The sequence below is a fragment of the Rhizobium sp. BT03 genome (genome assembly GCF_030053155.1).
Taxonomy (GTDB): Bacteria; Pseudomonadota; Alphaproteobacteria; order Rhizobiales; family Rhizobiaceae; genus Rhizobium.
This window is the reverse complement of sequence record NZ_CP125640.1, coordinates 2,360,260-2,381,396: the sequence shown is the minus strand read 5'-3', so window position 1 is coordinate 2,381,396 and position 21,137 is coordinate 2,360,260. Positions and strand designations below refer to the sequence as shown.

Below are 21,137 nucleotides of genomic sequence, written 5' to 3'. Positions count from 1 at the left end.
TCGCGACATCGGCGTCGCTCGAATTATTTTAACGGTCCGTTAGCTAAGAATTTCTAAAGTCTCAGCACCTCGGCTTCAGTCTTTGATGCTGGGCGGGACATGAGTGCGCGTATGAACCAGTATGACAGGAACAGGGTAAGCCGGCTCCCTGGCTGGCGCAGTTATGAGTCGCCTCAGACTGCGCCGGAAGGTGTGCGTACGCGCAGTCCTGTGGTCCGTCCGGACGATTTCGTCCCTCCGGCGCCCGAGCCCGCCCCTCCTGCCCCCGCCCCTCCCGCCTTTGTGCCGCCGCCGGCAAGTGTTGCGCAAACCCGCCGATCCGAGCGCCCGGCGCCTCCGCCCGCGATTGCGCCCCCGGCTGCGCCCATGAAACAGCCTGTCGTCGAGGCGCCGCCGACCGTAGCCTCCGTGCCTGCCGCACCGCTTCTCGACCTCCGCTCCAGCGTCGCCGCGATCTGGAGCCGGCGCTTGGTCGTGCTGGGTCTGGCGCTCATCGGCGCCGTTGCCGGCGGGGTGGTGGCGCCCACGATCGGGCAGAAATTCACCGCCGTCAGCAGCCTCTATTTCGATCCGCGCCAGATCGGCCTTGCCGATGCGGGCGGGCAATCTTCGGGGCCTTCGCCGGAAATGATCTCGACGCTGATCGACAGCCAGGTGCAGATCCTGACCTCGGGCAATGTGCTGCGCCGCGTCGTCGAGACCATGAAGCTCGATCAGGATCCGGAATTCACCGGCGGCCGCACCGACGGCGCCGCCGTAATCGGCACCCTGCAGAAGGCATTGGTCATTACCCGCCAGGCCAGCACCTATGTCGTTTCGCTTGCCGCGACGACCAACGATCCCGAGAAATCCGCAAGGCTTGCCAATCAGGTCGTCACCTCCTTCACCGAGGAAGAGAACAGCGCCTCGAACGGCATCTATGAAAATACCTCCTCGACGCTCGACGGACGCCTCGACGATCTGCGCCAGAAGGTGCTGGAGGCCGAGCAGGCGGTCGAAACCTTCCGCGCCGACAACGACATGGCCGCCACCGAAGGCAATCTGATTTCCGATCAGCGGCTCGTCTCGCTGAACACGATGCTGGTGACGGCCCAGGAAAAGACCATCCAGGCCAAGGCCCGCGCCGACGCCGTCGCCAATCTGCGCGTCGAGGACATCGTCGCCGGCAATCAGGCGGAAGGCGGCGTCACCTCGCCGCTCGTCAGCCTGCGCCAGCAATATGCCACCCAGGCCGCTGCCGTCGGCAGCCTAGAAAGCCAGATGGGCACGCGCCACCCCCGCCTGCAGGCGGCCCGCTCCTCGCTGCAGAGCATATCAGGCGAAATCAAGGGCGAGTTGCAGCGGCTCGCGACGTCGGCAAGAGGCGAATACGAGCAGGCCAAGGCCGCCGAGGACAGTATCGCCAAGGAACTTGCCGTCCAGAAGGCGCTGCAGGCGAGTACCTCGGACAAGCAGGTGGAATTGAACGAATTGCAGCGCAAGGCGACGGCGGCGCGCGATATCTACGAGACGGTGCTGAAGCGCTCCAGCCAGACGAGCGAGGAGCAGAACCTCAACCAGAGCAACATTCGCGTCATCTCGCCGGCCGAGCCGCCTGTGAAGGCCGACGGCCCGGGAAAGAAGATCCTGCTGGTCGCCGGCATCATCGGCGGTCTTCTCGCCGGTTTTGTCGTCGGCGCCGGTTTTGCGATCCTCGCCAGCCTCTTCGGCCACCCCGTCGTCAGAAGCTATTTCAGGAAATCGCCGGCTGCGGCCGCTTGATGGCGGTCGTCGGGTTTCCTACATCCGGGAAGGCGGTTTGTCGCCGGCGGAGAATTCCCATGCGGCCTATGATGATGCTTCTGATATCGCTCGTCGCCATGTCCAGCCTTGCGCCCGCATCCGCCTTTGCCGTCGACTGGACGAAGTCACTCGATTCCGGCGTTCAGCCCCTCTACCCCTACAAGGGTCTGCCCGGCGTCAAGGCGCAGCCGGACAAGAAGGAGGAGGAATCCTATAATTGCCGCACCGAAACCGTCCAGATCCGCCGCCGTTATGACGAGATCTTCCGCTCGGGCGGCATGCCGACGCTGATGTATGTCTGCGAACGCGACGGTTTCATTTCGATGGACGACAAGGTCCCGCTGCGCGGCCACTATCAGCCGGTGCGGTAGGTTCCTCAGCCGGTCGGCAAAGCCGCCGGATGCGCCTGCCGGAAATATGCTCTCGGAAGCTCCATCCTCAGATAGTCGAAGCCGGCATTGGCGTCCGGTCGACCGACGACCGAATATTTGACCATGCCCTCTTCTTCGGCGCGCCGCAGCGGCAGGCTTTCGGCAGTCGCAAAACCCAGCCGCTTATAGAGGCCGATTGCTTTTTCATTGTGGGAGAAGACGTGCAACTCGGCGGTTTCGGCCCTAAGTCCTGAGAACATCCACTCCAGCATTGTCATGCCGCAATGGAACATCAGGTTGCCGATACCGCTCGCCCGGCCGCGGATGACGTTGTCGAATTCGGCGGCGCCGGGCCGGATGTTGCAGAGGCCGAAATTGCCGAGTCGGTTTCCGCCGGGATCGCAAATGACGAATAGGATTCGGTCGGCGGCGGGCAGCGAGATGGTTTCGAGCCAGCGCCGCGTGCGTTCCTCGGTGCCGCTGAACTGGGTGAGGAAAAACGGCATCGACTGGTTGCGCCACTGCGTCAGGTCGTCGATCAGGCCGGGCGCGTCGAGCATCGACCTGTCGATGCATTGCAGGTCGCCCAGATGCCTGCCGCTATTGTCCCTGATCGGCAGTCGGAGCCGTCTGGCCGGATCCGCATTGTCCTTGAGGCTGACGATATCGACCTGCGCCATGAACGACGATCCCTGATTGTCCGCTCACGCCTTGCGGCAGACGCAGTAGCCACCCGGCGAGGAAGACAGCACGAGCTTGCCGTTCAGAACGGGATCGACTTCGAAACGGTCGGTTTCCGCCAGATAGTCGGTGACGGCCTTCAACGGCTCATTGCCGCGCAGCCAGACCTTGGAGCGCTTTGTGAAGGCTTGTTCCTCGGTCAGGTGGCCGATGAGCGTGTCGGCGACGACGAGGTAGCAGCCTTCCGTTACCAGAGGACCGTAGGCACGGCATTCGGCCAGAACGTGCTCGTAGGAATGGTCGCTGTCGAGCACCACCATCACCCGGGCGCCCGGCGGAATCTCGGCCTTGACGGCAGCAAGCACCTCGTCGTCGACGGAACCGCCCTGGATCATCTTGATCCGGCTCGACATCGGATGGGATTCGATCGACTCGCGATTATGGGCGCGGATGTCGATGTCGACGCCGACAACTTTGGCCGCGTCGTTGCCCATGGCGGCGAGGATCGACGCCATGAAGATCAGCGAGCCGCCGCGCGCGATGCCGGTCTCGATGATGACATCGGGCTTGGTCGCCCAGATGACCTCCTGAGTCGCCAGGATATCAACCGGAAGCTGGATGATCGGCACCCCCATCCACGACCACAGATAGAAGTAGTCGAATTTGTCGAGCCCGATCAGCGTGTTCAGCGATTGTTGGAAACTTGCCTCGTCCTTGCCGAGCGCAAGTGACATTTCCCGCTTGTGGGCTTCGAATTCGAGACGATCGTCCTTTGTGGTCATGACTGTTCTTTGTCCTTCGCTGTAGGCTGTCTTAGACCGACTGCCGCAATGCCGTGCTGTTGTGGTAAATCCGTCCGGCCGCGACATCGAGCAACGTTGCTGACACCCGATCGATATCGGCTTCGCTCATGTCGTGATAGCTGGGCAGGTTGATCGCGCGGCCCGGAATGCTCCAGGCGTTCACGTTCTGTGGCCGATCCTCGAACATGTCGAGGCTGGACAGGGGATAGAAGAAGACGCGCGCGTCGATATTGGCGATCTCGAAGGCCTGCTGCATCATCTCGCGGGTAGTACCCGTCGACGGGTGAAAGACCGCGGTCGGCATCCAAGCGCCGTTGATCGTGCCGCTGTATTCCGGGTTCATCGAGATGCCGGGCAGGGCGGAAAGCCGGACCATGTAGGCGGCGAGGATCTCCCGCTTGCGGGCGACGAGCTCTTCGATGCGTTCGAGCTGTGCGCAACCGATGGCCGCCTGGATGTTGGACATCTTGTATTTGAAGCCGATTGCGTCGGGCCAGAATTGCTTGGTCTGGCCGCGAGCCCGACCGTGGTTGCTGAGCGTCAGCACCCGCTCGTAAAGCGCGGCGTCGCTGGTGACGAACATACCGCCTTCGCCTGTCGTCAACGTCTTCGTGCCGTGGAAAGAGAAGGTGCCGAAGGCGCCCATCGAGCCGGCCCGGCGGCCGTTCCAGACGGAGCCGACCGCTTCCGCCGCGTCCTCGATCACCGGGATGCCCGTGCGCTTGCCGATCTTGAGCAGCGCATCCATGTCGCAAAGATTGCCGTAGATGTGAGTCGCGATGATCGCCCTGGTCTTCGGAGTGATGTGCCGCTCGACCTCTTCAGGATCGATGCACCAGGAATCCGGCAGCACATCGACGAAGACCGGATTGGCGCCGAGATGGACGATCGGCGAAACGGTGGCGACCCAGTTGGTGTCGGCTAGGATGACTTCGTCGCCTTCGCCGACGCCGAGCGCGGCCAGGCCCATGTGCATGGCGCCGGTGCAGCTCGATGTCGCGATGGCGAAGTCGCTGCCGAGATAGGTCTTGAAGTCGCGTTCGAAGCGGTTGATGTAGTCGTAGCAGCGTGCACCCCAGCCGGTCGCTGCCGCATCCGTGGCATAATCGGTTTCAAGCTGGGTGATGGAAGGCTTGGTGTAGAAGATCCTGTTTGTCATGCCGCTAATTTCTGTTGAATTGAAATCAAGACGCAGGCGCCCGCCACGACGCTAGTTTTTGAAACTGGCGCGAGGCTCACATGATGATGTGCCGGGCAAGATCGTGCTCGTGGAACACCAGATTGGGCAGGTAGCCGAGGGCTACGAAATATTCGCGGTCGCTGTTGACGCTGACGAAGACGGCAGTGCTGTCGAGTGCACTGTCGCTGAGTTCTGTCGTCACCCTCACCTTTTCGCTGAGGCCGAGTTCGCGCATCAGGCCTTCGAGCGCCGCGATTTCCGAGAAGCCGCCGAGAAGCAGCGTATCGATGCCGATTGCCGAATTCACTTCGCTCACCAGCGTCTGGAAGACGACCATGAGGGGCAGCCTTTCACGGAAGGGGCGGATTTCCGGGTGGTCGAGCATCCCGCCCCACATGATACGGGTATAGAGCTCATAGGCCTTGATGAAATTCTTGCGCTCTGCCCAGAAGCGGAAGGCGACCGCCATGCGATTGAGCGTGAAGATCTTGCACATCCCCTCATATTTGAGATGCGTCTCGGGTGTGAGGGTCAGCGCCCCCCGCTTGACGCCGGTATAGAGGAAATATTCAAGCCCGCCACGATAGCGATCCCAGCTCGTCATGACGTCATTGGTGCCTTCCTGCGGGCGATCGCGGGCGATCGCCGAATTGGCGATCGAGCGGTAGAACGGCCGTTGCAGGAAAGCAATCGCGCCCTGATCGAGAAAATGCGCAAGGAACGGGAACGGGTAGAAGCAGAAATCCCGCGGGACCCAGGCCGACCGCAGGGTTGATGAGCGGTAGATCGCGATTTCCGGAAAGATGTGTCGTTGGCAGATAAATTGGAAAACGTCGCCGAAGCTGCCGTGTGGAAACTTCCGATCTTCCTCGACATTGTAGAACTTCATGATGTCGGTTTTAGCGACTTCGTCGTAAAGGAACCACGGCGCATGGGCGCAGGTCACCTCGCGATTGTTGTCGAGATACCTGATCGTGTCGGCCACCGCATCGGCAATCAGGATATCGTCGTCGGCCAGGTAGATGAGATATTCGCCCTTGCCGAGGCGCAGAGCGCTCGTGACGTTCGCCGCGGCGCCGGCGTTGGTTTCACGCTTGTAGTAGCGGATCGGCAGCCCGCGGCCGATGAATTCCTCGACCACCTGTTGCGTGCCGTCCGTGGAGGCATTGTCGCAGATGACCACTTCGAAGGGAAAGTCGAACTTGTAGTCGTTCTCGCAATAGGTCAGCGAGTTTCTGAGATAGGCTTCACGATTGTAGGTCGGGATGCAGATGCTGAGTTTGATGCCGTTCAAACGCTTGTTTCCTGGCTATAGCTTTCAAGCGCGGCGTCGCGCTCGCTGATGACGCTCGGCGTGAACGGCCAAGTGATGGAAAAGGCGGGATCGTCCCAGCGGACGCCACGGGCAAGTTCCGGCACGTAGGCTTCCGACATCTGGTAGAAGAGTTCGCAGTCGTCCTCGAGCGTCAGGAAGCCGTGCGCGCATCCGGCAGGTATGTAGAAAGCGTTGCAACTGGCAGCATCGAGCTCGACGGAAGCCCATTGGAGATAACTCGGCGAATCCGGCCTCAGATCGAGCGCCACGTCGAAGACTCTGCCGCGCGTGGCTCGCACCAGCTTGATCTCCGGCCGCGGCTGAGCTTGGTAATGCATGCCGCGCAGCGTCCCGCGCCTGTGGTTCTGCGAGACGTTGCACTGTGGGTAGACCGGCACGAGACCGCTGCCCGCAAAGGTCTGCGCGTCGAAAGTTCGTGCGAACATTCCCCGGTCGTCGGTGCGCGCGTCGACTTCCACGATAAAGGCGCCCGAAACCGCGGTCGGAAGAAATTTCATCCGAGCACCGTCAGTTCCGGCACGGCCACGGCGAAGCGTCCGCCCCAGGCACCGACCCTGCCATTGGCCGCGACGACTTCGTTCTTGATGTTCCAGGGCAGGATGAGCACGTAATCCGGCTGCGTCTCGTCCATCTTCTCCGGCGCGTAGATCGGCAGCTTGCTGCCCGGCAGGTAATGGCCCTGCTTGTGCGGGTTGCGGTCGACGACATAGTCGATGAGTTCGGTGCCGACGCCGCAGAAGTTCAGCAGCGTGTTGCCCTTGGCAGCAGCGCCATAGGCAGCGACACTCTTGCCGTTCTGCTTGGCTTCGTTGAGGAAGGCAAGCAGCCCGTCCTTGATCGGCGCCACACGGCTCTGGAAGGCCTCGTAGGTCTCTGTCCTGTCGAAGCCGGCGGAGGTCTCATCGGCGCGCACTTTGGCAAGGCCGTGGCTGGTTGGGTGCGCTGTGGATGTTGAGCGGCAGGCAAGCACGCGCAGACTGCCGCCATGGGTCGGCAGTTCTTCCACGTCGAATACCGTGAGACCGTGCGCTGCGAAGACCTTTTCGACGGCGAGCAGCGAGAGATAGTAGAAATGCTCGTGATAGACAGTGTCGAACTGGATGTTTTCCATCAGCCGCAGCAGATGCGGGAATTCGACGCTGACGACGCCATCCGGCTTCAGAACGGCAGAGAGCCCACCGACGAAGTCGTTGATATCGGGCACATGCGCCAGCACGTTGTTGCCGATGACGATGTCGGCGGCAAGGCCGCGCGAGACGAGGTCGGCAGCCGTTTCCTTGCCGAAGAAGCGCGCTTCCGTGGGAACGCCGATCTGCCGCGCCACCTCAGCGACATTCTCAGCCGGCTCGATGCCCAGCACCGGCACGCCGGCCTCGACGAAATGCTTCAGCAGATAGCCGTCATTGCTTGCCACCTCGATGACCTGCGATGTCGGGCCGAGGCCGAAACGCTCGCGGGCCGTGACGGTGAACTGGCGCGCATGTTCCACCCAGCTGTCGCTGTAGGAGGAGAAATAGGCGTAGTGGCTGAAGATATCCTCCGGTGGAACGAAGGCGTCGGCCTGCACCAGCCAGCATTGCGAGCAGACGAAAGCGCGCAGCGGATAGGATGGTTCCGGCTGCTTGAGCTGCTCTTCAGTCAGATAGGCATTGGCGAGCGGCGTCGAGCCAAGGTCGACAAAACGGTGCGTCAGCGGAGTGTTGCAGAACCGGCAATTATGCGCTGTCATGATACTGTTTCCTCATAGGCCGCGATCTGGCCGAGCGAGAAGGCGCGCATGTCGGCTCCCTCGCGGTTGGCCCTGTACCAGGCGGCTGTCCAGTCGATAGTCTGCTGCAGGCTGAGGCGCGGACGCCAGCCGATCGTGTCGAGTGCCAAGGCCGAACTCAGCGTCAGCGCCGGCGCTTCCGGCAGATGTTCGCCCGGCGCCGGCCGCCACACGTCTTCGACGCCGTGCGCGCGTCCGAGCGCCTCGGCAAGTTCGCAAACGGTGGCGAAGCTCTCGGGGTGCGGACCGAAATTCAAGGCATCCGGCAGATCCCTGCCACGCTCCTCGGTCAGCACTTGGGCGAAGCGGAGATAGCCGCCAAGCGGCTCCAGCACATGCTGCCAGGGGCGGATCGCCTCGGGATAGCGCAGCATGATCGGCTCGCCGCCTTCGAAGGCGCGGATGAAATCCGGGATCAGCCGATCCCTGGACCAGTCGCCGCCGCCGATGACATTGCCGGCGCGCACCGTGGCGAGCCTGAGCTCGCGCCCCTTGAAGAAACTGTCGCGGTAGCTCTGGCAGACGAGTTCGGTGCAGGCTTTGGAATTGCTGTAGGGATCCTTGCCGCCGAGTGTATCGGTCTCGACGAAGGGGATGCCGCTGCCGTTGTTGGCGTAGACCTTGTCCGAGGTGATGACCAGCACCGTCTTGACGGAGGGCGTCTGCCTGACTGCGTCGAGGACATTGGCCGTTCCGAGGACGTTGGTCGAGAAGGTCTCCGCCGGGTTTTCATAGGAGCGCCGCACCAGCGCCTGTGCCGCCATATGGATGACGATCTCCGGCTCGAAACGCTTGGAGAGAGCAAGAAGCGCCTCGGCATCGCGGATATCGACGATGTGATGGCCGCGATCATCCCAGGGAGCAAGCTTCCGGTAGAGCGACGGTTGGGTCTCCGGCGCCAGCGACACCGCGGTGACCTCTGCGCCGAGCCGCTCCAGCCACAGGGAAAGCCAGGAACCTTTGAAGCCGGTGTGCCCTGTCAGGAAAACCTGCCGCCCTTTCCAGAAATCCTTCAGGCCCATAGTTTCCACGGTGCCTTTCCGGAATTCCAGAGTTCTTCCAGATGGGTGCGCTCGCGCAACGTATCCATCGGCTGCCAGAAGCCGTCATGCTTGAAGGCGGCAAGCTGGTTGTTGGCGGCAAGCCACTCCAGCGGCCCGGCTTCCCAAATCGTGTCGTCGCTTGGGATGAGATCGACCACGGAAGGGTCGAGCACGAAGAAGCCGCCATTGATACGCTGGCCGTCGCCTCTCGGTTTCTCCACGAAGGAGGTGATGTACTGGCCTTCGATATTCGTGGCGCCGTACCGTCCGGGCGGGGTTACCGCGCACATCGTCGCCTTCAGGCCGTGATCGCGATGGAAGGCGACTTCGGCGGCAATGTCGATGTCGCCGACGCCGTCGCCATAAGTCATGCAGAAGGGTTCGCCTGGTGTCAGGTGGTCGCGAATGCGCCCGAGACGGCCGCCGGTCATCGAATGCATGCCGGTATCGACCACGGTCACACGCCAGTTCGGTCGTTTGCCGCCGTGATAGTTGATGCTGTTGGCGCCGAGATCGACGGTGATGTCGCTGTGGTGGAGAACAAGGTTTACGAAATATTCCTTGATCATATAGCCCTTGTAGCCGGCGCAGATGATGAAATCATTGAGCCCGTGATGGGCATAGATGTTCATGATGTGCCAGAGGATCGGCATGCCGCCGATTTCGACCAGGGGCTTAGGCCGCACGCTGGTCTCCTCGGCAAGGCGCGATCCGAGACCACCGGCGAGAATTACGACTTTCATCCCAAGCGAACTCCAGAGTCTTTGGAAGCAGTTATGGTTTTCGGCCGGTGCCCGGCGAGGCCGCCCGGCATGCGGGGGCGCTCACAGGCGGGACGGCCGTATGGTCGTCCTGATCCCGGTATCCGATTTCGTTCTTGTGCGAGGCTTGCGGGGGCTGCAGGACCAGGCGGCCGCGCTTCGGCGGGTCGCCTCCTGCCTTCCCCGGCACGCTTATTGCATTGTTACTAATATTCTAACTTTTGGGGAGAAAGTGACATGCAATGGAACACATCGGCGGATTTTGCGCCTCTTGTTCTCTTTGTCGGAGCCCGGCACCGGCGCAGGATCGTCAGGACGCTCCGGGACGCAGCTGAAGTTCTGATGGTGGACTGGCCGTTTGAAGATGGAGAGGAATATGTCGCGGCCGTGAAGGCTTGCGCCGACGCCGTCATGGGACAGGCTGGGATGAACGAACTCAGGGAATTGCTTCTGAGCGCCGCCAGAGAAGCCGGTATGGGGGTTCTGACCGTTATTCCTGGCAGCGGGAAGACCCATATGGCCGCATGAAGGTCGTCAACCTAGCCGATCGACGCCCAGGCATCTGGATCAAGCTGAAGTGGGGTGCCTTCCGGTTCGGCGATCTCAGGCTGGCGATTCAGAAACCAGGGGAAATATAAGGAAGGCGGCGCACTATTTCAGTTTAATGCCAGCAGCGACGTACCGCTTCGAATTCGTCAAGTATGGAGAAAATCTCTTGCACGTAATCCGTGGCGGTCCATTTGCGAGCACGTATATGACCCAGTTCGATCATTTGCTGGCGCAGCTCGGGATTTACCAGCAATTGCCGAACCGCAGCGGCGATTGATTCCGGCGCCAATGCGTCGACGTATAAGGCCGCATTCTCCAATTGTTCCTGGGCACCGTCATAGTTCGATGCAATCACCGGGCAGCCAAGGGCAAAGGCTTCCAGAGGCGGCAAATTATCCGGCCCGAACAGGCTTGGATAAGTCAGCGCGAACGCTCCCTGATAAAGCGCAGTCAGGTCTTCCCGGGTCACAAAACCGAGGAACAGCACCTGCTGCTCTACACCAAGGGTGCGCGCCAGCGAGCGCAAGTGGTCGAGATTGCCGTGATCGGACCCGACCAGGGCAAGCTGGAACGGCTCAGTCTCTCCGTCATTGATCAGGCGTAGCGCATGCAGCAAATTAGCGTGGTTTTTGTGCGCCCAAAACTGTGCCGGATAGTACAGATATCGGCCGGTAATTCCCAGCGCCTGGAGCCGCGATGCATTGTCGGCCGCAGGTGGGTTGAAGCAAAAGCTCGGGGTCGGCAAGGGAAGGACACGGATACGCTTTGCGGGAACGCGATAGAAGTTTTCGATTTCGCGACGGCCCTCTTCGGTGCCTGTGATCACATAGGCAGCACGTCTGACATAACGGCTGAAGAACTCTTCGCGGACATTCCACAGGCTGCCCAGGCTGACTTCGGGAAACCAGGGCTGCAGCCTGTGCTGGAGGTCAAACACCGTCGTGATGTAGGGCACGTCGAAAGCTTCATGCTCATAATGCCCGATCGACCAGGTGAATTCGATTTCATTGCGAACCAACACCGCAGCGGGCCGACTGATTTTGGGTCCCTTTTCGAGCGCCCTGTTGCTCTTTCCCAACAAGCGCCGGAGGAAAAGCTTGACGCGCCGGCGTGGGGTCAGCGGCGGCTCGGGAGCATCCATGGCAGAAATATGGACGTTGGCGGGACGACCTGGAAGGGCGGAAAAATCCTCTTGCTTGTGGTGTTCGCAAATCACGTGGAATTCGTGATGCGACTTCGCTGCCAGTTCCAGAAAGGACCTGAATATATCCTGCTGATAGGTAAACACGCCGCCAGAGTGCGGAGAAGGGTCATTGAAGAAAAAACCGACCTTCAAACTGCGCTCCGTTGCTGGCCCTGATCAAGAGCCGTAGGCCTGCCCGGCATTTTCCGCACGACGTAGGTCATGTTCCAGTCGTCGCTGGACAAGGCCTTTTCCGGCTGCAAAAACGGGCAACGCAGAAGAACCTCAAAACCGAGCGCCGTCAGCAAGTCGCTCATTTCCTGCGGGAAATAAAAACGCACATGATGGTTCTCGCTGAAATGCTTCACCGCCCCGTCGGCATACTCGACCTTGAATTCGAAATTGACGACGGCTTGCTGTGCGACCGCATCCAGGCTCGTACGGGAAACGCGCTCGACTTTGCGTTTGTCGTCCGCTTCATGCCTCACCTTGTGGGGTGAATACTGCGGCAGCACTGCCGTGCCGTTCCACACATCGAAAATGAAAATGCCGCCCGGCGCCATTTTCTCCGCGACATTCTTCAAGGTCAGTTCAAAATCGGCAAAATTCGCGAGGTAGCCGAGCGCCGCGAACATGGCCAGCACGACGTCGAAAGAACCCTGGATTGCGTCGGCCGTCTGAAACGAGCACTCATGAAATCGCACATCCAGCCCGCGTTCTGCCGCGCTACTGCGCGCCACCGCCACCATCCCCGTTGAGATGTCACTGCCTTCGACGACATATCCCCTGGCCGCCAACTCCATGGCGTGGCGCCCGGTCCCACAGGCCAGATCCAGAACCCGAATCGGCGCATCGTTTCGACGCGGCGCATGCTGCTCTATCAGAGCCGCGACAAAACCGGCCTCGCCGGCATAGTCCTTGTCGCGGTATATCAGGTCATAGATCGCGGAGTATTCGCCGAACGGAATCAGTTCCTGCTCTTTACCTGTCACGGGCGCACCAGCACTCATTGGTCCAACGCTTCGATCAGGCTCTGACAGACGTAATCAATGTCATCATCAGAGATCGCAGGACCACTCGGCAGGTAGAAGCCGCGCAGGCCAAGGTCGTTCGCAACCGGGCATTCATCGGCACTGGTCCAGCCGCGATTGATAAAAATCTCCTGCATGTTGTAAGGCAGGAAATTCTCGCGGCTTTCGATGCCCTTTTGCGCCAGCGCATGCATCACCTCTGCGCGCCGACCGGCGTTACGTCCGCTGACGAGCACCATGTACATCCAGTGAACGTTGCGGGCATACGGCTTTTCCACCGGCAACTGCAGGTCGTCGCGCCCGCCCAGCCGTTGCGTGTACGCGTTCGCGATGGTCCGTTTGGCGTCGATGATCTGTTCGATCTTGCCGAACTGGGCATGCCCGATCGCCGCCTGCAGATTTGTCATCCGGAAATTATATCCGATGTCCTTATGCATGAACTTGTTCTTGTCGCCGAACGCCAATCCCTTGAGATTGCGTGCGCGAGCAGCCCACTCGGCGTTGTTCAGTGTCAGCATCCCGCCTTCACCTGTTGTGATAACCTTATTGGCGTAGAAACTGAAGCAGCCGATGTCGCCGATGCCGCCGACCTTGCGGCCTTTATACAGAGCGCCATGCGCCTCGGCACAGTCTTCGATGACGTAAAGATTGTGCTCGCGGGCAATCTCCATCACAGGATCCATGTCGACCGGGTGACCAAACAGGTGCACCACCAGGATCGCTTTGGTCCTGGGCGTGATCTTTGCCCGCAACAGCGTTGGATCAAGATTCAGAGTATCAGCTTCGGAGTCGATCGGCACAGGATGTGCGCCCTGGTACAGCACAGCGAAAAACGTCGCCATATTGGTCAGCGAGGCCACCAGCACCTCATCGCCGGGACCGATCGACAGGGTCGCCAGTGCCAGGTGAAGGGCAGTGGTTCCGCTGGACACCGATACGCCATGGGCACAATCGCAATAAGCCGCGAATTCCTGCTCGAACATCGGCAGGTAGTCGCCAAAGAAACCCGAGATAGCGCCTTGAGCCAAGGCATTGTTGACGTGATGAGTTTCTTCTGCCCCCAGCAATGGCTGCGAGACCGGCACGCGACGTGTGGACACGGATGAATCCTGACGTAAAGGGTCTATCGACATGATTTAAACACCGGCTGCCAAAGGAACGTCGAGACGGAACGTATCGCTTTCGTATTCCTTGCCGCCACGCGGCCCACTGGTAAAGACCAGCAGATCTGCCTCATCCAAGCCGACAAGAGCATGGCGCACATGCGGCTTCGTAACGGTGAAATCGCCCGGATTCATCACCGTCTCGACCACTGGCTCGCCGGGTATCTGACTGACCAGCTTGATGCGGCCCGATATCACATAATTCCACTGGGTGGTTTCCTTGTGGTAGTGGTTGCCGCGTACAGCGCCTTTGGAAAAGGTGATGCGGGTAATCGCGTTGATATTTTCGTTTTCGAGAAGATCGGTAATTTCGCCACGAGCATCCTTGAATGCGGGGACCAGCGAGATTTTCTCCATTGCGTGCTCCTTAAGCGTAATCAGTCGACGATTTTGGGGAAGGGAATCGGGATAATGAATTTGCCTCCCCGGCGCCGAAATTCGTGCAGGTTCCCGATGATTTCGTCGGCGAAATTCCAAGCCAGGAGCAGAGCATAGTCAGGCTGATGGTTGAGCAGTTCTTCGTCAGATACCACGGGAATGTGCGCCCCCGGGGTATAGCGACCAATTTTCAGCTTTGATTTCTCAGTGACGAAATCAAGTATGTCGGCGTCAAGCCCGCAATAATTGAGCAACGTCATGCCCTTGGCGGGAGCGCTGACGGCTGCGATTCGTTTGCCTTCGTGCTTGAGCGAATGAAGCAGCCAGGTCAGTTCGTCCTTGTTGCGCCGCACAGCCGCGGCAAACTCGGCCAGTTTGTCATGGCTGTAGATGCCCATGTCCACTTCTTCCTGCGCCATCCGTTCGGCGTCCGACGAGGCAGGCCACATGCCGATCCTGCCGACATGCACACGGAAAGAGCCGCCATGAATATCGCGCTCCTCGATATGAAATATCTCCAGGCCGTGTTTGCGGAAAAAGGCCAGCAAAGGTTTGACCGACAGGTACGAGAGATGCTCGTGGTAGATAGTGTCGTATTCGTTGTGCTTGAGCAGATTGACGAAATACGGCGCTTCGAAAATGAACACGCCGCGTTCGCTGAGCAATTCCTTGACGCTCGATATGAAGCGATCAAGGTCATCCACATGAGCAAATACGTTGGTCGCCGTCACCACCGAGGCATGACCCTTGTCAGCAACGATCGTGCGAGCGGTATCTTCATTGAAAAAATCGCAGATCGTGTCGATGCCGTTGGCCTGCGCGATCATGACGATGTTTGCCGCAGGATCGACTCCCTGCACTCGCAAACCTTGGCTTTGGAAAGCTCCCAGCAGCACACCCACATTGCTGCCGATATCCACCGCCAAGTCTTTTGGTCCCAATTTCAGGCGTGCAACCACACTGGCGGCGAACTCGGACCAGTGGGCTTGGCCGGTGCGGGTGGTGGACGATTCGTAGGGGTAGTCGTTCCGATACAGAACTTCTGGAGACACGACATGACTCAACTGAGCCAAACCGCAGTCGTCACACATCATAACCTGCAAGGGATAATGAACGTCCGGCTCGCGCGATTGATCCTTGCGCCGGAATTGGTCGGCTGGAGGTGTAAAACCCAAGTCGAGAAATTTATGCAACTTGGTGCTGCCGCACATACGACAATTCATGGGTGATATCCCTTTATTTCCTGTAGTCCGAAACCCAACCGGCGATGCACTTATTTGACAGCAGACCGCTGGATTCAATTGATCAGGGGTTTGCGAAATCGGTGTACTAACTATTGAACGGACGACGGCAATGCAACGAAGTTTTTCCGATCCGAACGGGGTTACAGCACTGATTTCGCCCAAAAGTCGATCATCTCAGCGATATTCGTCTTCGACGCATCGTCGGCATGAGGGCTGCCTGATGTTTTGGAGATCGGACGTGATGCTGCCGACGCGACGGGTCAGTTACACCGAGGTCGCCGACATCGGCTTCGGCTGAAGATCGTACGATGGAAACAAGGACACGAGTCCACTCTGGGAAATTCGTCCGGTTTCGCCGCCGGCAGTCGCGTTGAAATTGCGGATGCCATGATGTTGAGCGATCCGCAAAGGCTGGCGGCGCGGTGGACATCAGGCAATAAAAAAACCCGGGAAAACCGGGCTTCTTTGCGTTGTTTCCGGACCGCTTGGGGCGGCCTGAAACGGGAATGGTGCCCAGAAGAGGACTCGAACCTCCACACCCTTTCGGGTACCAGCACCTGAAGCTGGCGCGTCTACCAATTCCGCCATCTGGGCGACGGAGAGCGATGTAAGGGGGCGGCTCCTGACTGTCAACCGGGTTTTTGAAGTTTTTCTGACAGTTGGCGAAAAACAGTCGGTCACATGCGAGGGAGTGGCCGGAGGGCAGGCATAGCGTTTCGCTTGGTACGCCCTATATAGAGGAAATATCGAAAGGAATGCCCCATGCCCGTCGCCCGCACGCTTCTGTTTGCCGGTCTTCTCGCCGTTCTCGCGCCAGCCATGGCAGGCGCTGATTCGCTGAAGCTGGGCAAGCCGGGGGTCGGCCCGCTCAACACCGGATCGACGCTCTGCGATTTTCGCGGCTGCTTCGGTTTCGGGCCGCAGCAATGGCATCGCCCCGCTTATGTCCAGCCGAATTACCGGCCGCGCGGCGCGGGGCCGACCTATTACCTACCGGGTGCCGCCGGGCGGCCGCAGCTGACCTATGATCCGCCGCCGGTGCGCCGGGTGCAGCCGAACGCTCCGAACAAGCATATCGCCTGGTGCACCAATGAATACCGCTCCTACAATCCCAGGACGGATCACTTCCTCACCTATGAGGGTGTCTACAGGGTCTGCCGCTCGCCCTATCGCTGAGGTCAGCTTTCCAGCGAGGCGCGGTCGACATGGCCGAGATCGCGGCCGGGCTCGACGATGTCGCGGACGCGCTGCTTCAGTTCCTTCGGCCCGGGAAAGCCGCCGTCGCGCTTGCGCTCCCAGATGAGGTCGCCGTTGACGCGGATCTCGAAATTGCCGCCGGTGCCGGGGATCAGCGCCACCTCGCCAAGGCTGTCGGAAAAGGTGTGCAGCAGCTCCTGCGCCATCCAGGCGGCGCGCAGCAGCCAGTTGCACTGGGTGCAGTAGAGGATCGAGACGCGGGCTTTGTCGGTCATTGTGTTTCCTTTCGTTCGCGTGGATTTAAGCCCTTGCGGCGTGCTCACGCAATGGCGCGCACACATCTTGCGCGTCGTTCGCCGGCATGGTCTCTTCCATCGTCGGTCACACCGGGGAGAACCCATGCGAGTCGCAGTCGTCGAAAATATGCGCAATACCGGTCTCGGCGCGCTTGCCAGAGCGCTCGACGAGGCGGGAGCTCATATCGAGTGGTTCCGCGTGTGGCGGGACGGCATCCTGCCGCCGGATATAGCCGGCCATGATGCACTTGTCGTTCTCGGCGGCGAGCAGAGCGCGCTGGATGACGAGACGCATCCTTACCTGCCGGACCTCGTACAGCTGACGCGCCGCTTCGGTGATGCCGGCAAGGCCGTGCTCGGCATCTGCCTCGGCAGCCAGATCCTCGCCCGCGCCTATGGCGCCGACAATCTCTTAGGGACGGCTCGCGAATTCGGCTGGCACAGGATCGACGTCACGGCCAAGGGCCGGGCCGATCCGCTGCTGTCGGCGCTTGGCGGCGAATTCACCATTTTCGAATGGCATGCCGACACGTTTTCCCTGCCCGAAGGTGCGGTGCGTCTGGCGACGAGCCCGGTCGCCGAGAACCAGGCCTTCCGCATCGGCCGCGCCGTCTATGGCACCCAGTTCCATTTCGAGGCCGATCGGGCGGTCGTTGAGCAATGGAAGGCGGAATTCCCTGATACGATCGCCCGCATCGCCCCCGGTTGGCTGGAGAACCATGCCGAACTGGCGACGCGGCATGGCGCCGCCGCCGATGCCGCCGGCCTTGCCATCGCGCGTGCCTGGGTCAGCCTGATCGAGCCGGCAGAGATCGGAATATTGTCGGAGGCCTCGGCTTGAGAGGCGGAGCGATGCCGCCGAGCGAATATGAAAAGATGGCGGCGGGTGAGTGGTATTGCTGCCTCGACGACGAACTGGATCGCCTGCGTCGGCGGGCGCGCCGTGCCGTTCACGCCCATAACACGCTGCCGCCGGATGAGCGCGGGGCCGTCGCCTCGGCGCTCAGAGCGCTCTTTGCCGATGCGACGCCCGATATCTTCATCGAAGCGCCGTTTCACTGCTCCTACGGCATCAATATTGTTCTCGGCGAGCGCATCTATTTCAATGCCGGCTGCACCATCCTCGATTCCGGTCGCGTGACGGTCGGCGACCGCACCATGTTCGGACCGGGCGTGCAGATCTATTGTGCCGAACATCACAAGGATCCCGCACTTCGCAGCCAGGGTATCGAGATCGCCCGGCCGGTTTCGATCGGCAGCGATGTCTGGATTGGCGGCGCTGCCGTCATCCTTGGTGGCGTCACCATCGGCGATGGCGCGATCGTCGGCGCCGGCGCCGTCGTGACCAGGGACGTGCCGGCGGGGACCACCGTGGTCGGCAATCCGGCCCGCCCGATGAACCGTCTCTGAGATTTACGCCGGCGGGCTCTCTCGACAACGTCGCCGGCTCCGCTAAATCACGTGGCGGAAGGGGAGGATATCATGACGGCACAGAACTTACCGATGGAAGGCGGCTGCCGTTGCGGCCGGGTGCGGTTGAAGATCAGCGCGCCGCCGCTGCTGACAATGGCCTGCCACTGCACGGGCTGCCAGAGGATGACTGCGAGCGCCTATTCGCTGAGTGCCGCCATCCCCAGCGAAGGCTTCGAGGTGACGAAAGGCGAGGCCGTCATCGGCGGCCTGCACGGCACGACGAAACATTATTTCTGTCCGCATTGCATGAGCTGGATGTTCACCCGCCCGGAAGGCATGGACTGGTTCGTCAATCTGCGCGTCACCATGCTCGATGACCCCAGCTGGTTCACGCCGTTCATCGAGACATGGACGAGCGAGAAGCTGGCCTTTGCCGAGACCGGTGCGGTGCACAGCTACGCGGCGCTGCCGGAAATGGCGGCCTATGAGGGGTTGGTGAAGGAGTATATGGCGCGAGGTTGATCTCAGAAGCCTTGGAAGAGGAAGTCCAGGGCGCTGATGATACGATCGCTGTCGGCCGTGAGATCGGCGGCTGCGACGCCTATCTCTTTAACGGAAATCGCACCGATAAATTGGGTCGCCATAACGTATGGCACGCCGTTGATCACGAATTGCGGGTTGAGCTGACGCATGATTTTGGGAAGAGCTTCCAGCGGAAGCATTGGCGCCATGATCCGCGTCGTGAGGTCGCCATGCAGGTCTGACTGCAGATCAAGCGCAAGCGCATTCGTATGGATCAAATTGTAGACATGAAACCGAGCCATCAGAACTGTCGATATTTCTGAAACGGCAGGCCGTGCTTTTCGACATAGGCATTGGAAGCGGCAATTGCCTCCGCGTTCTCGATACGCCACAGCCGTTCGCGTTCCGCCTTTATGGCCTTCGCGATCCCATCTTCCGCCGCCCGGGATATGTTGATCTTCAGCTCACGCGCCTGCGATACGAGTCCCTCATCGAGAGAGAGGTTTGCCGCTTTCCTTGCCTGCTGTGCCATAACGATCTCCTATGCGCAGATCATATGCGCATAAGGTGCCATTGAGAAGCGTTATTCGTCGCCCATCTTCAGCGCTGCGATGAAGGCCTCCTGCGGAATCTCCACCTTGCCGAACTGGCGCATGCGCTTTTTGCCGGCCTTCTGCTTGTCGAGCAGCTTGCGCTTGCGGGTGGCGTCGCCGCCGTAGCATTTCGCGGTTACGTCCTTGCGCAGGGCCGAGATCGTCTCGCGGGCGATGACGTTGCCGCCGATCGCCGCCTGGATCGGGATCTTGAACATGTGCTTCGGGATCAACTCCTTGAGCTTTTCGCACATGTCGCGACCGCGCTTTTCGGCGGCGGTGCGGTGCACCATCATCGACAGCGCGTCGACCGGCTCGCCGTTGACGAGGATCGACATCTTCACGAGGTTGCCCTCGCGGTGGTCGGTCAGCGTATAATCGAAGGAGGCATAGCCCTTCGAGATCGACTTCAGCCGGTCGTAAAAATCGAACACGACTTCGTTGAGCGGCAGGTCGTAGGTCAGCATCGCGCGCGTGCCGACATAGGTGAGCTCGATCTGGATGCCGCGGCGGTCCTGGCAAAGTTTCAGAATGCCGCCGAGATAATCGTCCGGTGTGAGGATCGTCGCACGGATCCACGGCTCGTGGATTTCGGAGATCTTGACGACATCAGGCATGTCGGCCGGGTTGTGCAGCTCGCGCTCGGAGCCATCGGTCATGTACATCTTGTAGACGACGGAGGGGGCGGTGGCGATCAGGTCGAGGTCGAACTCACGCTCCAGCCGTTCCTGGATGATTTCGAGATGCAGGAGGCCGAGGAAGCCGCAGCGGAAGCCGAAGCCGAGCGCCGCCGACGATTCCATTTCGAAGGAGAAGGAGGCGTCGTTGAGGCGAAGCTTGCCCATGGCGGCACGCAGATCTTCGAAATCGGCGGCATCGACCGGGAAGAGGCCGCAGAACACCACCGGCTGCGCCGGCTTGAAGCCCGGCAGCGCCTGGGCCGTCGGCCGCTTGTCCTCGGTGATCGTATCGCCGACGCGGGTATCGGCCACTTCCTTGATCGAGGCGGTGATGAAGCCGATCTCGCCCGGGCCGAGGCTTTCGACATTGACCATCTTCGGCGTCAGCACGCCGACACGCTCCACCTGGTATTTCGCATCCGTGCCCATCATGCGGATCGTCTGACCCTTGGTCAGCACGCCGTCGATGATGCGCACGAGAACCATGACGCCGAGATAGGTGTCGTACCAGCTGTCGACCAGCAGCGCCTTCAGCGGCGCCTTCTCGCCGCCGGGGCTCTTCGGCGCCGGCAGCTTGTGGACGATCGCCTCGAGCACATCGGGAATGCCGAGGCCAGTCTTGGCCGAAATCAGCACGGCCTCCGAAGCGTCGATTCCGATCACTTCCTCGATCTGTTCCTTGATGCGATCGGGTTCGGCGGCCGGCAGGTCGATCTTGTTGAGCACGGTGACGAGCTCGTGATTGTTGTCGATCGCCTGATAGACATTGGCGAGCGTCTGCGCTTCCACACCCTGCGAAGCGTCGACGACGAGCAGCGAGCCCTCGCAGGCCGACAGCGACCGCGAGACTTCATAGGCGAAGTCGACGTGGCCGGGCGTGTCGATCAGGTTGAGAATGTATTTCTCGCCATTGTTGGCCTGGTAGTGCAGGCGCACCGTCTGGGCCTTGATGGTGATGCCGCGCTCGCGCTCGATATCCATATTGTCGAGCACCTGCTCCGACATTTCGCGCTCGGCGAGGCCGCCTGTCGTCTGGATCAGGCGGTCGGCCAGCGTCGATTTGCCGTGGTCGATGTGGGCCACGATCGAAAAGTTGCGGATATGGGATAGCGGAGTGGTCGAATTGGTGCTCATGCGCGCCATATAGCAGCGCCGTCCCCTGC

24 protein-coding genes and 1 tRNA gene are annotated in these 21,137 nt (G+C 60.6%); 7 read left to right on the top strand and 18 right to left on the bottom strand.

The window, feature by feature from the left end; translation table 11 throughout:
• Nucleotides 1-111 precede the first annotated feature (111 nt).
• Nucleotides 112-1,761: a GumC family protein gene (locus tag QMO80_RS11795; RefSeq protein ID WP_283200172.1), complete on the top strand. Its 1,650-nt coding sequence runs from the start codon at nt 112-114 to the stop codon at nt 1,759-1,761.
• A gap of 59 nt (nt 1,762-1,820) precedes the next feature.
• On the top strand, nt 1,821-2,153 hold the full coding sequence (locus QMO80_RS11790) for a hypothetical protein (RefSeq protein ID WP_283196780.1): 333 nt from the start codon (nt 1,821-1,823) through the stop codon (nt 2,151-2,153).
• Between the two features lie 5 nt (nt 2,154-2,158).
• Here QMO80_RS11790 and QMO80_RS11785 read toward each other — a convergent pair whose 3' ends face one another.
• The 8 genes from QMO80_RS11785 to rfbF all read right to left on the bottom strand — a co-directional run bounded on the left by QMO80_RS11785 (nt 2,159) and on the right by rfbF (nt 9,707).
• Nucleotides 2,159-2,833 carry a GNAT family N-acetyltransferase gene (locus tag QMO80_RS11785; protein ID WP_283196779.1) on the bottom strand — a complete coding sequence of 225 codons (675 nt, stop codon included), beginning with the start codon at nt 2,831-2,833 and terminating at the stop codon, nt 2,159-2,161.
• 24 nt (nt 2,834-2,857) lie between these two features.
• Entirely contained in the window at nt 2,858-3,616 is a 759-nt protein-coding gene (locus QMO80_RS11780; protein ID WP_283196778.1) for a cephalosporin hydroxylase family protein, read from the bottom strand.
• Nucleotides 3,617-3,647: 31 nt separating this feature from the next.
• Nucleotides 3,648-4,796, bottom strand: a complete 1,149-nt coding sequence (locus QMO80_RS11775; protein ID WP_283196777.1) for a DegT/DnrJ/EryC1/StrS family aminotransferase — start codon at nt 4,794-4,796, stop codon at nt 3,648-3,650.
• A gap of 76 nt (nt 4,797-4,872) precedes the next feature.
• On the bottom strand, nt 4,873-6,111 hold the full coding sequence (locus QMO80_RS11770; protein ID WP_283196776.1) for a glycosyltransferase family A protein: 1,239 nt from the start codon (nt 6,109-6,111) through the stop codon (nt 4,873-4,875).
• On the bottom strand, nt 6,108-6,650 hold the full coding sequence (rfbC, locus tag QMO80_RS11765; protein ID WP_283196775.1) for a dTDP-4-dehydrorhamnose 3,5-epimerase: 543 nt from the start codon (nt 6,648-6,650) through the stop codon (nt 6,108-6,110). Before rfbC ends, QMO80_RS11770 begins: the two co-directional genes overlap by 4 nt.
• On the bottom strand, nt 6,647-7,882 hold the full coding sequence (locus QMO80_RS11760; RefSeq protein ID WP_283196774.1) for a class I SAM-dependent methyltransferase: 1,236 nt from the start codon (nt 7,880-7,882) through the stop codon (nt 6,647-6,649). Before QMO80_RS11760 ends, rfbC begins: the two co-directional genes overlap by 4 nt.
• On the bottom strand, nt 7,879-8,943 hold the full coding sequence (rfbG, locus tag QMO80_RS11755; RefSeq protein WP_283200171.1) for a CDP-glucose 4,6-dehydratase: 1,065 nt from the start codon (nt 8,941-8,943) through the stop codon (nt 7,879-7,881). Before rfbG ends, QMO80_RS11760 begins: the two co-directional genes overlap by 4 nt.
• The gene (gene rfbF / locus QMO80_RS11750; protein WP_283196773.1) at nt 8,934-9,707 is read right to left on the bottom strand and encodes a glucose-1-phosphate cytidylyltransferase; all 774 of its coding nucleotides are present in this window, start codon (nt 9,705-9,707) and stop codon (nt 8,934-8,936) included. The genes rfbG and rfbF overlap by 10 nt, the downstream gene beginning before the upstream one ends.
• A gap of 255 nt (nt 9,708-9,962) precedes the next feature.
• On the opposite strand from rfbF, the gene QMO80_RS11745 reads away from it, so the two are divergent.
• Nucleotides 9,963-10,253 carry a DUF982 domain-containing protein gene (locus QMO80_RS11745; protein WP_283196772.1) on the top strand — a complete coding sequence of 97 codons (291 nt, stop codon included), beginning with the start codon at nt 9,963-9,965 and terminating at the stop codon, nt 10,251-10,253.
• Nucleotides 10,254-10,386: 133 nt separating this feature from the next.
• Here QMO80_RS11745 and QMO80_RS11740 read toward each other — a convergent pair whose 3' ends face one another.
• The 6 genes from QMO80_RS11740 to QMO80_RS11715 all read right to left on the bottom strand — a co-directional run bounded on the left by QMO80_RS11740 (nt 10,387) and on the right by QMO80_RS11715 (nt 15,867).
• The gene (locus QMO80_RS11740; RefSeq protein WP_283196771.1) at nt 10,387-11,610 is read right to left on the bottom strand and encodes a glycosyltransferase family 1 protein; all 1,224 of its coding nucleotides are present in this window, start codon (nt 11,608-11,610) and stop codon (nt 10,387-10,389) included.
• Nucleotides 11,607-12,467, bottom strand: coding sequence for a class I SAM-dependent methyltransferase (locus QMO80_RS11735; protein ID WP_283196770.1), 861 nt, complete (start codon nt 12,465-12,467; stop codon nt 11,607-11,609). The genes QMO80_RS11740 and QMO80_RS11735 overlap by 4 nt, the downstream gene beginning before the upstream one ends.
• Nucleotides 12,464-13,588 (bottom strand): DegT/DnrJ/EryC1/StrS aminotransferase family protein, encoded by a 1,125-nt coding sequence (locus tag QMO80_RS11730; RefSeq protein WP_283196769.1) that lies wholly within the window; start codon nt 13,586-13,588, stop codon nt 12,464-12,466. The genes QMO80_RS11735 and QMO80_RS11730 overlap by 4 nt, the downstream gene beginning before the upstream one ends.
• Nucleotides 13,589-13,624: 36 nt before the next feature.
• Nucleotides 13,625-14,008 (bottom strand): cupin domain-containing protein, encoded by a 384-nt coding sequence (locus QMO80_RS11725; protein ID WP_283196768.1) that lies wholly within the window; start codon nt 14,006-14,008, stop codon nt 13,625-13,627.
• 20 nt (nt 14,009-14,028) lie between these two features.
• Nucleotides 14,029-15,240, bottom strand: coding sequence for a class I SAM-dependent methyltransferase (locus QMO80_RS11720; protein ID WP_283196767.1), 1,212 nt, complete (start codon nt 15,238-15,240; stop codon nt 14,029-14,031).
• A gap of 540 nt (nt 15,241-15,780) precedes the next feature.
• A tRNA-Leu gene (locus tag QMO80_RS11715) sits at nt 15,781-15,867 on the bottom strand.
• Nucleotides 15,868-16,035: 168 nt separating this feature from the next.
• Here QMO80_RS11715 and QMO80_RS11710 point away from each other — a divergent pair.
• Nucleotides 16,036-16,449 carry a BA14K family protein gene (locus tag QMO80_RS11710; RefSeq protein ID WP_283196766.1) on the top strand — a complete coding sequence of 138 codons (414 nt, stop codon included), beginning with the start codon at nt 16,036-16,038 and terminating at the stop codon, nt 16,447-16,449.
• 2 nt (nt 16,450-16,451) lie between these two features.
• Here the strand turns inward: QMO80_RS11710 and QMO80_RS11705 are convergent, their stop codons facing one another.
• The gene (locus tag QMO80_RS11705) at nt 16,452-16,745 is read right to left on the bottom strand and encodes a SelT/SelW/SelH family protein (protein ID WP_085735686.1); all 294 of its coding nucleotides are present in this window, start codon (nt 16,743-16,745) and stop codon (nt 16,452-16,454) included.
• 124 nt (nt 16,746-16,869) lie between these two features.
• Between QMO80_RS11705 and QMO80_RS11700 the strand changes: the two genes are divergently transcribed.
• The 3 genes from QMO80_RS11700 (at nt 16,870) to QMO80_RS11690 (ending at nt 18,701) form a co-directional block, all read left to right on the top strand.
• Complete coding sequence (locus tag QMO80_RS11700) at nt 16,870-17,607, top strand: type 1 glutamine amidotransferase (protein WP_283196765.1); 738 nt, start codon at nt 16,870-16,872, stop codon at nt 17,605-17,607.
• A gap of 11 nt (nt 17,608-17,618) precedes the next feature.
• Nucleotides 17,619-18,176, top strand: coding sequence for a sugar O-acetyltransferase (locus QMO80_RS11695; RefSeq protein ID WP_283196764.1), 558 nt, complete (start codon nt 17,619-17,621; stop codon nt 18,174-18,176).
• A gap of 72 nt (nt 18,177-18,248) precedes the next feature.
• Nucleotides 18,249-18,701 (top strand): GFA family protein, encoded by a 453-nt coding sequence (locus tag QMO80_RS11690; protein ID WP_283196763.1) that lies wholly within the window; start codon nt 18,249-18,251, stop codon nt 18,699-18,701.
• Nucleotides 18,702-18,703: 2 nt separating this feature from the next.
• Here QMO80_RS11690 and QMO80_RS11685 read toward each other — a convergent pair whose 3' ends face one another.
• From QMO80_RS11685 to lepA, 3 genes are read right to left on the bottom strand one after another with little or no spacing between them, the layout of a single operon-like run.
• Nucleotides 18,704-19,003 (bottom strand): CcdB family protein, encoded by a 300-nt coding sequence (locus tag QMO80_RS11685; RefSeq protein ID WP_097624538.1) that lies wholly within the window; start codon nt 19,001-19,003, stop codon nt 18,704-18,706.
• Nucleotides 19,003-19,233: a type II toxin-antitoxin system CcdA family antitoxin gene (locus tag QMO80_RS11680; protein WP_003583594.1), complete on the bottom strand. Its 231-nt coding sequence runs from the start codon at nt 19,231-19,233 to the stop codon at nt 19,003-19,005. The genes QMO80_RS11685 and QMO80_RS11680 overlap by 1 nt, the downstream gene beginning before the upstream one ends.
• A gap of 51 nt (nt 19,234-19,284) precedes the next feature.
• Entirely contained in the window at nt 19,285-21,117 is a 1,833-nt protein-coding gene (gene lepA / locus QMO80_RS11675; RefSeq protein ID WP_283196762.1) for a translation elongation factor 4, read from the bottom strand.
• Nucleotides 21,118-21,137 lie beyond the last annotated feature (20 nt).